14 protein-coding genes and 1 other RNA gene are annotated in these 12,227 nt (G+C 50.0%); 13 read left to right on the forward strand and 2 right to left on the reverse strand.

Annotated elements, in window-relative coordinates:
* The first annotated feature begins 180 nt into the window (after positions 1-180).
* The 9 genes from ACOCLE_RS17185 to ACOCLE_RS17225 all read left to right on the forward strand — a co-directional run bounded on the left by ACOCLE_RS17185 (position 181) and on the right by ACOCLE_RS17225 (position 7,208).
* Positions 181-810, forward strand: coding sequence for a LexA family transcriptional regulator (locus ACOCLE_RS17185; RefSeq protein ID WP_066017763.1), 630 nt, complete (start codon positions 181-183; stop codon positions 808-810).
* A gap of 316 nt (positions 811-1,126) precedes the next feature.
* On the forward strand, positions 1,127-2,047 hold the full coding sequence (locus ACOCLE_RS17190; RefSeq protein WP_419533490.1) for a hypothetical protein: 921 nt from the start codon (positions 1,127-1,129) through the stop codon (positions 2,045-2,047).
* A 371-nt stretch (positions 2,048-2,418) separates the two neighbouring features.
* Positions 2,419-2,751: a hypothetical protein gene (locus tag ACOCLE_RS17195; protein ID WP_419533491.1), complete on the forward strand. Its 333-nt coding sequence runs from the start codon at positions 2,419-2,421 to the stop codon at positions 2,749-2,751.
* The gene (locus ACOCLE_RS17200) at positions 2,720-3,067 is read left to right on the forward strand and encodes a hypothetical protein (protein WP_419533492.1); all 348 of its coding nucleotides are present in this window, start codon (positions 2,720-2,722) and stop codon (positions 3,065-3,067) included. Before ACOCLE_RS17195 ends, ACOCLE_RS17200 begins: the two co-directional genes overlap by 32 nt.
* Complete coding sequence (locus tag ACOCLE_RS17205; protein WP_419533493.1) at positions 3,057-3,902, forward strand: ERF family protein; 846 nt, start codon at positions 3,057-3,059, stop codon at positions 3,900-3,902. Before ACOCLE_RS17200 ends, ACOCLE_RS17205 begins: the two co-directional genes overlap by 11 nt.
* A complete protein-coding gene (locus tag ACOCLE_RS17210; protein WP_066017759.1) occupies positions 3,903-4,814 on the forward strand; it encodes a YqaJ viral recombinase family protein in 912 nt (303 codons plus the stop codon).
* Positions 4,815-4,924: 110 nt separating this feature from the next.
* Complete coding sequence (ssb, locus tag ACOCLE_RS17215) at positions 4,925-5,446, forward strand: single-stranded DNA-binding protein (RefSeq protein ID WP_419533494.1); 522 nt, start codon at positions 4,925-4,927, stop codon at positions 5,444-5,446.
* Positions 5,447-5,460: 14 nt separating this feature from the next.
* Positions 5,461-5,808 carry a hypothetical protein gene (locus tag ACOCLE_RS17220; protein WP_419533495.1) on the forward strand — a complete coding sequence of 116 codons (348 nt, stop codon included), beginning with the start codon at positions 5,461-5,463 and terminating at the stop codon, positions 5,806-5,808.
* A gap of 197 nt (positions 5,809-6,005) precedes the next feature.
* Positions 6,006-7,208, forward strand: a complete 1,203-nt coding sequence (locus ACOCLE_RS17225; protein ID WP_419533496.1) for an Arm DNA-binding domain-containing protein — start codon at positions 6,006-6,008, stop codon at positions 7,206-7,208.
* A gap of 174 nt (positions 7,209-7,382) precedes the next feature.
* On the opposite strand, the gene ssrA is transcribed toward ACOCLE_RS17225, so the two are convergent.
* Positions 7,383-7,813: a transfer-messenger RNA gene (gene ssrA / locus ACOCLE_RS17230) on the reverse strand.
* A 72-nt stretch (positions 7,814-7,885) separates the two neighbouring features.
* The gene (locus tag ACOCLE_RS17235; protein WP_419533497.1) at positions 7,886-8,635 is read right to left on the reverse strand and encodes a class II aldolase/adducin family protein; all 750 of its coding nucleotides are present in this window, start codon (positions 8,633-8,635) and stop codon (positions 7,886-7,888) included.
* A 260-nt stretch (positions 8,636-8,895) separates the two neighbouring features.
* Here ACOCLE_RS17235 and ACOCLE_RS17240 point away from each other — a divergent pair, with 260 nt between their 5' ends.
* From ACOCLE_RS17240 to ACOCLE_RS17255, 4 genes are all read left to right on the forward strand, one after another.
* On the forward strand, positions 8,896-9,954 hold the full coding sequence (locus ACOCLE_RS17240; protein ID WP_419533498.1) for an aldose epimerase family protein: 1,059 nt from the start codon (positions 8,896-8,898) through the stop codon (positions 9,952-9,954).
* A 137-nt stretch (positions 9,955-10,091) separates the two neighbouring features.
* Positions 10,092-10,442, forward strand: a complete 351-nt coding sequence (locus tag ACOCLE_RS17245; RefSeq protein ID WP_419533499.1) for a hypothetical protein — start codon at positions 10,092-10,094, stop codon at positions 10,440-10,442.
* On the forward strand, positions 10,442-11,293 hold the full coding sequence (locus ACOCLE_RS17250; RefSeq protein WP_419533500.1) for a DUF692 domain-containing protein: 852 nt from the start codon (positions 10,442-10,444) through the stop codon (positions 11,291-11,293). Before ACOCLE_RS17245 ends, ACOCLE_RS17250 begins: the two co-directional genes overlap by 1 nt.
* Complete coding sequence (locus ACOCLE_RS17255; protein WP_419533501.1) at positions 11,286-12,050, forward strand: DNA-binding domain-containing protein; 765 nt, start codon at positions 11,286-11,288, stop codon at positions 12,048-12,050. Before ACOCLE_RS17250 ends, ACOCLE_RS17255 begins: the two co-directional genes overlap by 8 nt.
* Positions 12,051-12,227 lie beyond the last annotated feature (177 nt).

Below are 12,227 nucleotides of genomic sequence, written 5' to 3' on the forward strand. Positions count from 1 at the left end.
CATTTTGTAATTATTTATCGATCTTAAACTAACTTTTGTTAGTCTTGCGCTTAACAATAACCAGTTTTATTAATTTTTGTAAAGCCTTAATTCAACAGATCGCTTTATGAAGGGATTCTCAAAGTCCGCATCTGTGATAAATTTTCACCAAACATGGAATAACGAAACGGTGGGAATAACGTGTCAACACACTGGACAGATCGCGTAAAACAGAAAGCCAAAGCGTTGAAATTGACCGACGCCCAGATCGCCCGGGAGATTGGCTGCAGCTCTGCCCTGTACAGTATGTGGATGAATAAGGGCCGAAACCCCAAACTGGAAAAGAAGATGGCCATCGCCAAGGTACTGGATGTCAGCGTTCACTGGCTGGATACCGGTGAAGAAGAACCTGATCCCAACGCACTGCCGGTCATCAGTCTTGACGATATCAATGCCTTTTACGAAGAGATTAACGACAAGCAGAAAGCCATTCAGAAAGATTCCGGTGTTCGTTTTATTCAGTCGGATCGTGAGAGTTTTCTGATCCGGCTGGACAATGACTCAATGATCGATCCGACCAATGCTGAGAAAGTGCACATACCCACTGGCAGCACAGTGCAAATCGATCAGGAGATGGAACCCACACCCGGTAAAATCGTACTCATTGAACTGGATGGACAGATGCTGCTGCGGGTCTGGCAACGGCTGGGAGCCAATCAACATGTGTTTAAAGTGATTAACCCCCTCTATACAGAGTTGAAAATCACCTACACCGGCGATTTCAAGGAGCTGTACAAAGGCACTGCCGTTGGATTCAGTTGCCCGTTATAACGCTAAGCTCCCTAAACTCCAACCACAAAAGGGCATTCGTGCCCTGAACGCCTTTTAATATTAAAAGCTGCACTACTGCTTCTAGGAGCCTGTCGGACTTAACATTGACCTACTGCGAAAAAGCCGGATTTGGCCATTTTTTATACTGCTTTTCGTTGAATAGAACCACTATTCGCCTCAAATCAGCATAAAAATTGGGGCAAACCGAGCGTTTTATCGCTATTCATCATAACTATTTCTTCGCAGATCAAAGTATGAAACTAATTACTAAAATAAACTGTCTTAGTGACTCCTACAAAACATTTATGTAAGAATTTTGAATATTTCAAACAATCCGACTCAAAACATCACCGCTGCTAATGACCAGTCTGACAACCGAACGCTATTAGGGAATGATGATAATTCTAAACTCCATGACATTGACCCCAAAAGCTCTTCTGATGTATCGATTACAAAAAGGAAAATTGAAAAAGCTGAGACTACACCCATTGGGAAGTTAATGTTAAATTTTCCAGAGGTGCCTCATTCAGAATTTCATGAATCCGATAAGACACCCTGCTTTTTGATGGCTACTGGTTACAGTAATGGCGGCGGATTGCTGAATGAGTATGCAGCGAAAAAGCTCAAGGACGATCATCCTAATTTATTTGCACAATACCCCAGCACACCGGATTATGACGATGACTGGGATGAATTAATGAACTCTAATTACAGCTCTTTAAACACACTTGATCAAGACAGATATCAGGCTGTCGCACAGTTCATTCACAAGCACCAGGAGCTTAACACTCGACCTGCGATTCTTACTGTTGCTGGTGACCATGAGGGTTGGCATGCTGAAAAAACTACAAAGGGACATGTCAGAACATCAAGCTATGAAATCTATTCAGTGAGCAAACCTGGAGAGATTATAGTCATTAGGGATAATGAATATAGAGCCAAGGTTGATAGAGATAAACTGCAACAGGAGAACCTACTACTAAGAAAGCAGCTCAAGACGTCCGAAGAATTACTCAATCAAATAAACATTTATCTTCATACAAAGGGGGTAACAGACGCAACGAAAGTAGGAAAGTTAAAAGACATTCTATTCAGTGCCACAGAAACTCAAAATAGCAAGCCAGAAGTATCTTATGATGATTTAAAACTAACAAGTGACCTTATTATCGGTAAAGACTATCAAGATGCTAAAAATTCATTTGAAGCAAAAAAACAAAAAATGGGATTTGATGGGTAATAATTAAGCCTTCCGATACTATAACCATGGTATTCATGTCCCAATATTCTTTTTTCAAAAGCTACCCATCCCGCTTCACCTTCCCCAGCCGTACTGGACTATCAAAACCAACTTTTTCATATTTGTGAAGATCAACTCTCGTTTTTGTGAATTCAAGAATGGTACATCCAAACCCTGACTGGCTGATCTTTGGCTCACCGGTCTCTACCTATCTGCCCTGCAATTCCTGTATGACATTCAAACAATAATAGATAAATACAATCGTTAAATTAAATGCAATTAAAAAATAACATGAAACTAACATTTGTTAGTCTGTCTAATTTTATATATAACTTTTGTTATCTACCTATTAACAATAAAAAGGAGCCTTCATGGACGTCGTTTCCCGCGACCTCAATCGGCATCTCAACGCCATTGATGCCCAGCAAGCCCTCGAAGACACCATCGAATCCCGACTTGAGCACATCGAGTCCGACTTTCAGCAACGGCTTGAACAGCAGCAACCCATCGCCATCAGCGGCTTAGGTGTCATACACCTGATCGACTTCCTGAAGTTTCTCACCCTGGAAGAGTACCACCCCATGCAGGGGTATCGCTGGCTGGCTGTTAAACAACTGGCTCACGACTGCAACGACGAACACGCCCGGCTCTCCGCTTGGGACATTATCAACTATGCCAGCAAGCGAGGCTACTGCCGTGGTTAACCAACAGTGTGAAGACAGCCCACTGGAGAGCTGTATCGAAGACGGGGTCACTGAATGGCTGGAGTTCAATGGCTTCTCCTACAACCTGACCCACATGAACAATCTGATCCGTCGTCTGACTGAAGTACTGAGTATTCGCACCCACCCTGACAGCCTGAAAGAACTGATCCAGGGAGAAGTGACCCCATGGCGTGAAGAGCGGGCAATGAACTGCACACTCACCGATTACAACAACCTGATCCGTGACCTCGAAGACCGACTGTCGGCTCTGCAGCAGCGGATCAATCACGATAAGGAGCGACAACGTGCCTGCTAAAAAGAAAGAACAGACGATGATCACCCGTGAAGCCGAACCGTTGGTGACGCCGGATGCCACGACCTTCACCGAAATAGGCCAGCTGCTTAACAGGGCACTGGAAAAAGGCTCGGATATAGAAACCCTGGAACGGGTGATGACACTCTACGAACAGGGTCAGGAAGGCCTGGCAAGGCAGCAGTTCAACCACGCCTTTGCCGCCTTTCAAAAAGAACTGCCGGTGGTCAAAAAGAGCAAAATGGCCAGCTTCACCACCAGTAAAGGCGGCACGATGTCCTATCGCTATGCCTCCATGGATGACGTGGTGCAGGCGGTCCAGCCGGTGCTGCATAAGGTGGGGCTCAGTTACTGGTTTGAACAGTCGCAGCAAGAGGTGCAGAAACAGAAGGAGGTCGAACTGCAACCCGGCATCACGGAAACACGACCAGTGACGGTTACCGTGATCTCGATTACCTGCCATCTGGGTCACGTATCCGGCCACTCCATCAGCAATACCGTTTCCGGCCCGATGGACAGCAGTGGCAAGAAAAACCCGATCCAGCAAATGTCATCGGCCGTCACCTATCTGCGTCGTATTGCCCTGGTGGGCATCCTCGGCGTGGCCTGCACCGATGAGGACGTGGATGGCTTCTCCCCGGATATCAAAACGGAAGAAGAGGACAAACCATCAGCCTATCCCGATGGAGACTTCCAACTGAACCTGCCGGACTGGACTGCGCGAATCGAGTCCGGCCGAAACACCGTGCAGGACATCATCATCAGCATGAACAGCAAGGCTCCCGCTACGCCCCAACAGGTCAAACACCTGCAATCCATCCATAGAAAGGGTCATTAAATGCAACTGATCGATATACAACAGGGTTCGACTGAATGGCTGGCTTTCCGGCTGGGACATTTCACCGCCAGTGAAGCACCGGCCATGATGGGCGACAGCCCCTATACCAAACGGATTGAGCTGCTTTATCAGAAAGCCACCGGCTACCGTCCCGTCGTCACCCCATATCAGCAGAAGAAATTTGATCAGGGGCATGCGGCTGAAGCCAAAGCCCGCCCCCTGGTTGAACGTCGTGAAGGACAGGAGCTGTTTCCGGTTACCGGCATTCGCACGGTGCACGGACTGCCCCTGCTGGCCAGTTTTGATGGACTGAATCTGGATAAAACCCTGGTCTTCGAACACAAGCTCTGGAACAACAAGCTGATTGCCCAAATTGAGGGGGAAGGACTGGAGCCGGTTTACTACTGGCAGCTGGAACACCAGTTATTGGTGGCTGAACAAGCCGAACGAGCCCTGTTGGTCTGCTCCGACGGTACGGCGGACAACTTCCGCACGGTCTACTACGAATCACAGGAGGATCGGCGTGCCGCCCTGATCTCTGGCTGGCAGCAATTCCAGGCGGACCTTGAGCAATACCAGCGTGAGCTGGCATCGGGGAAGACCCAGTCCCCTTATCAGGAGGCCGTTAACCGCAACGACGCCACGTTCCGCCATGCCGAACAGGAATACCTTCAGGCCATGAGCCAGAAGAAAACCGCTGAGGCCGAGCTGGAAAAAGCCAGAGAAACCCTGATCAACCTGACCGGCGGGCTGAAAACCAAAGGCGAAAAACTGCAACTCTATCCCACCCACAAAGAGGGCTCCATTAAATGGAAAGCCGCGTTTAAAGCGATGCTGCCAGAAGCCTCAGCCAAAGACCTGGAACCCTTTCGAGGCGGAGAGTCCATCACATGGACGGTTAAAACGTTGTAGGGGAACCGCCCCCCAGCAAAAGACTCCAACCTGTGGATAACCCATGCCGGTACGTTCGTGATTAATACCCGGGTACCGGCTAACCAATAACAACATCAGGAGATACCACCATGGCCAGAGGCGTCAATAAAGTCATTCTTGTGGGTAATGTCGGACAGGACCCCGTCGTTCGATACACCCCCGGAGGTGATGCCATAGCGAATATCAGCCTCGCTACCTCGGAAAAGTGGAAAGACCAGCAGGGTCAACAGCAGGAACGAACCGAATGGCACCGCATTGTTGTCTTCGGCAAACTGGCAGAGATTGCCCAGCAGTTGGTGCGCAAAGGCAGCAAGCTCTACATCGAGGGCAAGCTCCAGACCCGGAAATGGCAGGACAACAACGGACAGGATCGCTACATTACCGAAATCATCATCAATGGTTTTAACGGACAGATGCAGATTCTGGACAAGTTGAACGACCAGCCTGCCCAGCACTATCCGCAGCAACCGCAGCAACAGAACCCGGCATCGCCGCCCCAGTCTCAACAGCCGCAGCAGAGCTCATACCCGAACGCCCCCACAGGGCAGCCATCGCAGCCTGCCCAGACAGCGGGCGGTTATGACGACTTTGATGATTCGATACCTTTCTGAGGCCGGGAGCTGCCATGAACAAATTCACCCTGGACCACTTGCAACTGAGCCGCGAGATAGCCCTGCTGATTGAGCAGGGCGACATCCACCAGGCAAGCAAGCACTTCGACCAGCGCCGGGAAAAAGCGGAACAGGCACTGGCATTTCTGAAGTCCCCACAAAACAGTCAGGCCTGCTCCAGCTGCCTGATTCAGGCCACGATTCATGCACTGGTCTGCCTGACACTGCCCGAGGATGCCGACAGTGAAGACCGCGACGTGCAGAACTATCTGGTGGCGGCCTACGTCATCCAGCTGGCCATGACGCTGCACGGTGAAAACACCTCATGTCGCCACGCCATTGATGGTGAACGATTGCACTGAATCAACCACGCCCGTTGGGAGGGAAACCCAGTGATCAATTACATACGGATTACGAAGTTTTGTGAAATCACCGGCTGGTCAAAAAGCTGGGTTTACGAACGGATCAGCGGCAGAAACGAACTGAAATGGGTGCCGGGGCGTGAATACATCCAACTCCCCAACGGTCGCATCGTCATCAGTATAAAAGGTTACGAAGAATGGGTAGAGAAGGGACAGGCGTTAGAGTCGTCAGCAAGAGCACCGTCGAAATCAGTTTTACCTATCAGGGACAGCGTTGCCGTGAAAGGCTCAAGCTTAAGCCCACCCCCGCTAATCTGAAACGGGCGGAACGACACCGGGCCGCCATCATTGATGCCATTGAAAAAGGGACATTCAACTACGCGGTCACCTTCCCGAACTCAAACAATGCCCGTGAGCTGGCGACACAACCCGGCGATGCTTACGCCATAAAACAGTACCTGAGCCAGTGGCTGCATCACAAACAAGAGGGGATCAGCGCCAGTACCTACAACGACTATAAAAAGATCGTCAACAACACCCTGATACCTGCCTTTGGTCACCTGAAGCTGAGCGACCTGAAACGAAAACACATCAAGGAGTGGGGAAGAACACAGACGTGCAGCAACAAACGGATCGGCAACATTCTCAGCCCGTTACGCACAGCCCTGACGGAAGCGGTTGAAGATGAAATGATTGAAAACAACCCATTGCAGGGTTGGACTTACACTCGAAAAGAAGAACCCTCGGAAGATCACATCGATCCATTCTCAAAACAGGAGCAGGCCGATATTTTGGCAGTGCTTACCGGCCAGGGCAGAAACCTGATCCGGTTTGCCTTCTGGTCTGGCCTGCGGACATCGGAACTGGTGGCGTTAAAATGGACCGATATCGATTTCAAAAATGGATTAATCCGGGTACGCCGAGCCCGAACCCAGGCCGCTAAAAAGGACGAAACCACCAAAACCTACAAAGGCCGTCGCGATGTCAAAATGCTTGATCCTGCCCGTGAGGCATTACTGGAACAGAAAAGCTGGACCTACCTGGCCAATGAATACATCTTCCACAATCCAAGAACCAACCTGCCCTGGGAAGGTGATCAGCCAATACGGAAAACACTCTGGATTCACGCCCTGAAAAAAGCAGGCGTCACCTATCGGAACCCATACCAGACGCGGCACACATACGCTTCAATGATGCTCTCTTCCGGTGAACATCCCATGTGGGTATCGCAGCAAATGGGACATGCAGACTGGACGATGATCGCCCGAAGGTATGGAAAATGGATGCCGGATGCCAATCCGGACAGTGGTGGCAAAGCCATCAGTTTGTACGCCAGCTCAGCTGAAAAAACGCCTGAAAAATCTACCAAAAAGCAGTCTATTCAAAGCCCTTCAAACTAATTTTTCCAACTCATGTACAAAAGCCTGTATAAACGTCACCGTCTATACAGGCTTCTGCTGGATTTTACTCAAAAATGCTGTCAAAAAAGCTGTCATTTCTACCCGAAAAACGCGGTATTTACTGGACAGTTTGTACTATGGTTTTTCGCAACACCTTGATTTTTAACAAAAAATTGGTGGAGGCGGCGGGATTTGAACCCGCGTCCGCCAGTTCTCAGCCTTCGGCTCTACATGCTTAGATCCACCTTTAATTTAACACCACAGCGACCCAGTGGTCGGGGTTCTGCGATGCGATTCCCACAAGTTTTAACCCGTCAGCCAGAGACCTGCTGAACGTGGCGAGCCTGCTTGCGATGACAGTCTGAAAAACCAGCCAGCAGACGAGCCGGACAGACTGGTAGATTCGTAGTAGTTAGCTACGACAGGGCTCTTTAGGCAGCGGCAGCAGCAGCGAATTCGCTGTTAGCTACAACTGGCAGAGCATCTACGTCGATAGTTGTCGTTTTGGCAACTAATAGGTTTGTAGTGTTTTGATTAACGAGAACCACTACGTCCTCGGCATGCACCTCAGGGATCGATACCGTCGTCGAATCCGAATCGCCCCCAGATCTAATAGTTATAGAGCACGGAGCCCGATGTCGCAATGGCTGGCGCATAATCTGTTGCCATATCCGGTTTTATTCACGCCAGGTCGGGTCAATACGATCCAGTTTGCGCAGCAACCCTGGCCAGGCCAGCTGTGCCCCTTTTCCCAGGTTTGCCTGCCAGTATTGTTCGATTACGGCCATTTGGACTTCTGGTTTGATGGTCACTGTTTCAGAAACACACCCCATCACTCTTACCTGGATTTCACAAGCCCTCTGTAAAAAGTAGAACGTCTGAAAAGCCTCAGCAACCGTGGCTCCAGCAACCAGCACACCATGATTTCGCAGGAACATGACATTATTCAGTCCCATATCGTCCTGAAGGCGTTGACGTTCGCCCTCGTTAACCGATATTCCTTCATAATCGTGATAGCCAATACGCTGAAACAAGAGCATGGCATGCTGACTCAGCGGCAACAGCCCACAAGCCAGAGATGAGACTGCAACGGTCGCTACCGTATGAGCATGGAGAACACAGCGGATATCTTCCCTTCCCTGATGTATGGCACTGTGGATAACAAAGCCTGCAGGATTCACAGGCCACTCGGAATACTCAACTTTATTCCCATCCATATCAATTTTAACCAGACTGGACGCGGTGATTTCATCAAACATCATGCCAAACGGGTTGATCAGGAAATGAGAAGTGTCCTGCATTAGTCTGCAGGTTATGTGGGTATAGATCAGATCGTCCCAACCGAAGTGGGCAATTAAGCGATAGCAAGCGGCCAGGTCCAGCCGAAGTTCCCGCTCACTGTCTTCAAGTGATCTTTTTTTCTTCATATCTGGTAACGTCATACCCTGTTACTTCGCAACCCGTATTTAAGGACGCCGACCTTCCTGACGTTCACTGCACGCTGGTTGGACACTACACGATGAATCACCACTGCCATGACGCCTGACAGTGAATTGATATACAAGCTCTGGATACTATAGCTATCTTTGGTGATACCGCTTCGTACGTAAATTTTTCTTTACGTACGAAGCCTCACTCCACTTTCGGCGAAGGTTGGAGATTTGTTTTCCAGAGCAATGGCGTATTTATGAAAATGTTTCAGGAAGTGTTTGGAGCCACTCGCTCCGGTGAACCGGTTTATGCCTTCCGGCTCTGTAACCAGAAAGGGATGGAAGTCACCATTCTGACCATGGGGGGTATTATCCAGAGCATTCGCGTTCCGGATAAAGCCGGCAATATGGGCGAAGTGACCCTGGGCTGCGATTCGGTTGCCGATTACGAGCGGTCCGGTGCTTATTTTGGCGCCATTGTTGGCCGCTACGCCAACCGCATTGCCAGGGGAGAGTTTGAACTGAATGGTGAACAGTTTCAGCTGGCCTGCAACAATGCCCCAAATCACCTGCATGGCGGTAAAGTAGGGTTTGACCACCATCTATGGCGTGCAGAGTCTCACACGACAGATGGCCTCTGCACACTGTCCCTTTATTACGAGTCAAAAGATGGTGAAGAGGGTTACCCTGGCAAACTCAATGTGAAGGTCATCTATACCCTGAATAACGAGAATGAACTGGGTATTGAGTATCAGGCAACAACCGATGCTCCCACCGTGGTTAACCTGACCAACCATGCCTATTTTAATCTCAGTGACAGTGAAGACTGCCTGAACCACCAGCTGCAACTTCACTGCACTCAGTTCACCCCAACGGATGAAACTTCCATTCCTTATGGTGAGATTGCGTCGGTCATTAACACACCAATGGACTTCACCACCATGAAGCCGATAGGTCGTGATATTCGAGACGACTTTATTCAGCTGAAACAGGCCAGAGGGTACGATCATAACTGGGTTATCTGGACGGAGAGAAACGATGGCCACCCTTTGAACCCTGTCGCCCGGGTAGAAGAACCAGAAAGTGGCCGAACTCTTGAGGTACTGACCACTCAACCAGGTGTGCAGTTCTATACCGGTAACTATCTGGAAGGCGAGCCAGCGCGTGGTGGCAGCCAATACGGTATGCGGGCCGGTTTCTGCCTGGAGACGCAGCATTTTCCGGACTCTCCAAACAGGCCTACTTTTCCATCGACTCAGCTGAACCCAGGTGACACCTATCAGGAAAAAACAGTGTTCCGATTTGGCCTTCTCTAAGCCTCTCTTCAGGCCGGAACCTCCGGCCTGAAATTATTTTCTAATTTTTTTCAACTGACCTGTAACATCTCATCGACTCCCTCGTTGTATTGATAAGTCCGCAATTTGCGGTCGGTAAAAACGACAGGAGAGTCACCATGACAACAAAAACCAACAAACTGACCAATCTGCTTGCTGCCACCCTGGTTTCCGCAGCGTCTGTCACCGTCAGCGCCGACATGACCGGTTCCATCACCTCACTGAACCATGGCTATGAAGGCATTGTACTGGCCGAGAAGCGAGTGGATGAAGGACGCTGTGGTGAAGGCAAATGCGGAGCCTCATCAGCACCGGTAAAAGCGGACGACGGTAAATGTGGTGAGGGCAAATGCGGTGGTGACACTGCCGTCAAAGCGGATGAAGGCAAGTGTGGTGAGGGTAAGTGCGGCGAATCAGCCAGCAAGGATGAAGAAGGCAAATGCGGCGAAGGCAAGTGTGGAGCCGCCTAATGAAGCCTCTTCATTCACTCTGCGGTGCAGGCCTTGGCCTGCGCCGGGAGCACCTCCAGAGCATGGCCAGCGAGGTGCCATCCACCGTTCAGTTTCTGGAGGTAGCCCCGGAAAACTGGATTAAAGCCCCAAAACAGAGGCGTCAGCTACTGGCACAGATTCTGGAAAAGACACCACTGGTCTGCCATGGGCTTTCTCTGTCACTGGGAGGTCCTGCCCCACTGGATATGGATCTGTTGAAAGCGATTAAACGTTTTCTTCAGGAGCATCAGGTGGTTCGTTATACCGAGCACCTGAGTTACTGCTCTGACCAGGGACACCTCTATGACCTGATGCCAATCCCGTTTACGGAAGCCGCTGCCCGCTACGTTGCAGACCGCATTAAGCAGACCCAGGACGTTCTGGGTGAACCCATTGCGGTAGAGAACGTCTCCTATTATTGCGCTCCCGGGCAGCAGATGCCGGAAATTGAGTTTATCAACACCGTGCTGGAGCTGGCGGACTGTGAGTTGCTGCTGGATATCAACAATATTTTTGTGAACAGCATCAATCATGGTTATGACGCGGATGCGTTTTTACGGCAGTTACCCTCCGAGCGTATCAGCTATGGGCATATTGCCGGTCATTATGTTGAGCAGCCAGATCTTATTATCGACAGTCATGGAGCGCCGGTTCGCGATGATGTCTGGCAGCTGCTGGGTAAAGCGTATGAATACCATGGTGTTTTCCCAACGCTGCTGGAGCGGGACTTTAACATTCCGCCATTAGATGAGCTGGTTGCAGAGCTTGATTCAATACACCGAATTCAGCAGTCTGTGATGAATCAGCAGAAGGAGTATGCCTGTGGATGATTTTCAGGTAGTGCAACAGCAGTTCACTGAGGCTATACGTCATCAGACTGATAATCCGTTTGATCAGATAAAGCCGGAGCGCTTTGCCGTTTATCTCCGGCTGATACGAAACAATATCGTCAACTTTGTCAGCCAGGGCTTTCCGGTGCTGACAAAGCTATTGACGGAAGCACAGTTCAATCATCTGGTGGATCGCTTTATGGTTGAGCACCATGCCAGCTCTCCCTATTTTATTGATATCTCCGGGGAGTTCCTGGCCTGGCTTAATACCGGTTCAATGTCTGATCAATCGCACACTCTGCCACCATTCCTTCAGGAGCTAGCTCACTATGAATGGCTGGAAACCCATTTGCTGGGCAATGAACAGGACGAACCGCCAGCCGAGGCAATCGCTGTTTTTTCAGACTGTGAAAACGAGCTGATATGGTCAGTCAATGCCGTAGCCGTGGCCTATCAATACCCGGTCCATAAAATCAGCCGTGACTTTCAGCCACAGACCGCTCCAGAACAACCAACCCTGCTGCTTATTTACCGTCAGGAAAATGAAACCCGGTTTCTTACTGTGGATGCATTGGCCTGGCAGCTGTTTCAAACAGCCTCCACCCTTGATCAGCCACTGAACCGGGAGCTGCTGATCAACCAGACACTGCAACACCTGACAACGGCCGAGCGAGTTCAGGTTAAGCCATACGCTGAGCAGGCACTGGTGAACTATCATCAACTGGGCCTGATTCTGGGAGCGGTTGCCGATTGTTGAAGAAAATTGATTCCAGCTCTTGTCAACGTCATTGGAAGAGAGGCAATAATAGGAGGCTGTCCGGGGAATAGACTGCCCTAATGCGGCAGCAGCAAATTGGACTGAAAACCCGTAAATTTTCAGGCTCAATTTCCTGCAGCCTCGCTACGGGGTCGCCCAGACGGGCGCTATTCCCGG

This window comes from Endozoicomonas sp. (assembly GCF_965196975.1).
Taxonomy (GTDB): domain Bacteria; phylum Pseudomonadota; class Gammaproteobacteria; order Pseudomonadales; family Endozoicomonadaceae; genus Endozoicomonas.

Coding starts and splice junctions, on each gene's coding strand:
- ACOCLE_RS17195 (WP_419533491.1), top strand. CDS start 2,419: ATGGACGTCGTTTCCCGCGACCTCAATCGGCATCTCAACGCCATTGAT.
- ACOCLE_RS17200 (WP_419533492.1), top strand. CDS start 2,720: ATGCCAGCAAGCGAGGCTACTGCCGTGGTTAACCAACAGTGTGAAGAC.
- ACOCLE_RS17210 (WP_066017759.1), top strand. CDS start 3,903: ATGCAACTGATCGATATACAACAGGGTTCGACTGAATGGCTGGCTTTC.
- ssb (WP_419533494.1), top strand. CDS start 4,925: ATGGCCAGAGGCGTCAATAAAGTCATTCTTGTGGGTAATGTCGGACAG.
- ACOCLE_RS17220 (WP_419533495.1), top strand. CDS start 5,461: ATGAACAAATTCACCCTGGACCACTTGCAACTGAGCCGCGAGATAGCC.
- ACOCLE_RS17225 (WP_419533496.1), top strand. CDS start 6,006: ATGGGTAGAGAAGGGACAGGCGTTAGAGTCGTCAGCAAGAGCACCGTC.
- ACOCLE_RS17235 (WP_419533497.1), bottom strand. CDS start 8,635: ATGAAGAAAAAAAGATCACTTGAAGACAGTGAGCGGGAACTTCGGCTG.
- ACOCLE_RS17240 (WP_419533498.1), top strand. CDS start 8,896: ATGAAAATGTTTCAGGAAGTGTTTGGAGCCACTCGCTCCGGTGAACCG.
- ACOCLE_RS17245 (WP_419533499.1), top strand. CDS start 10,092: ATGACAACAAAAACCAACAAACTGACCAATCTGCTTGCTGCCACCCTG.
- ACOCLE_RS17250 (WP_419533500.1), top strand. CDS start 10,442: ATGAAGCCTCTTCATTCACTCTGCGGTGCAGGCCTTGGCCTGCGCCGG.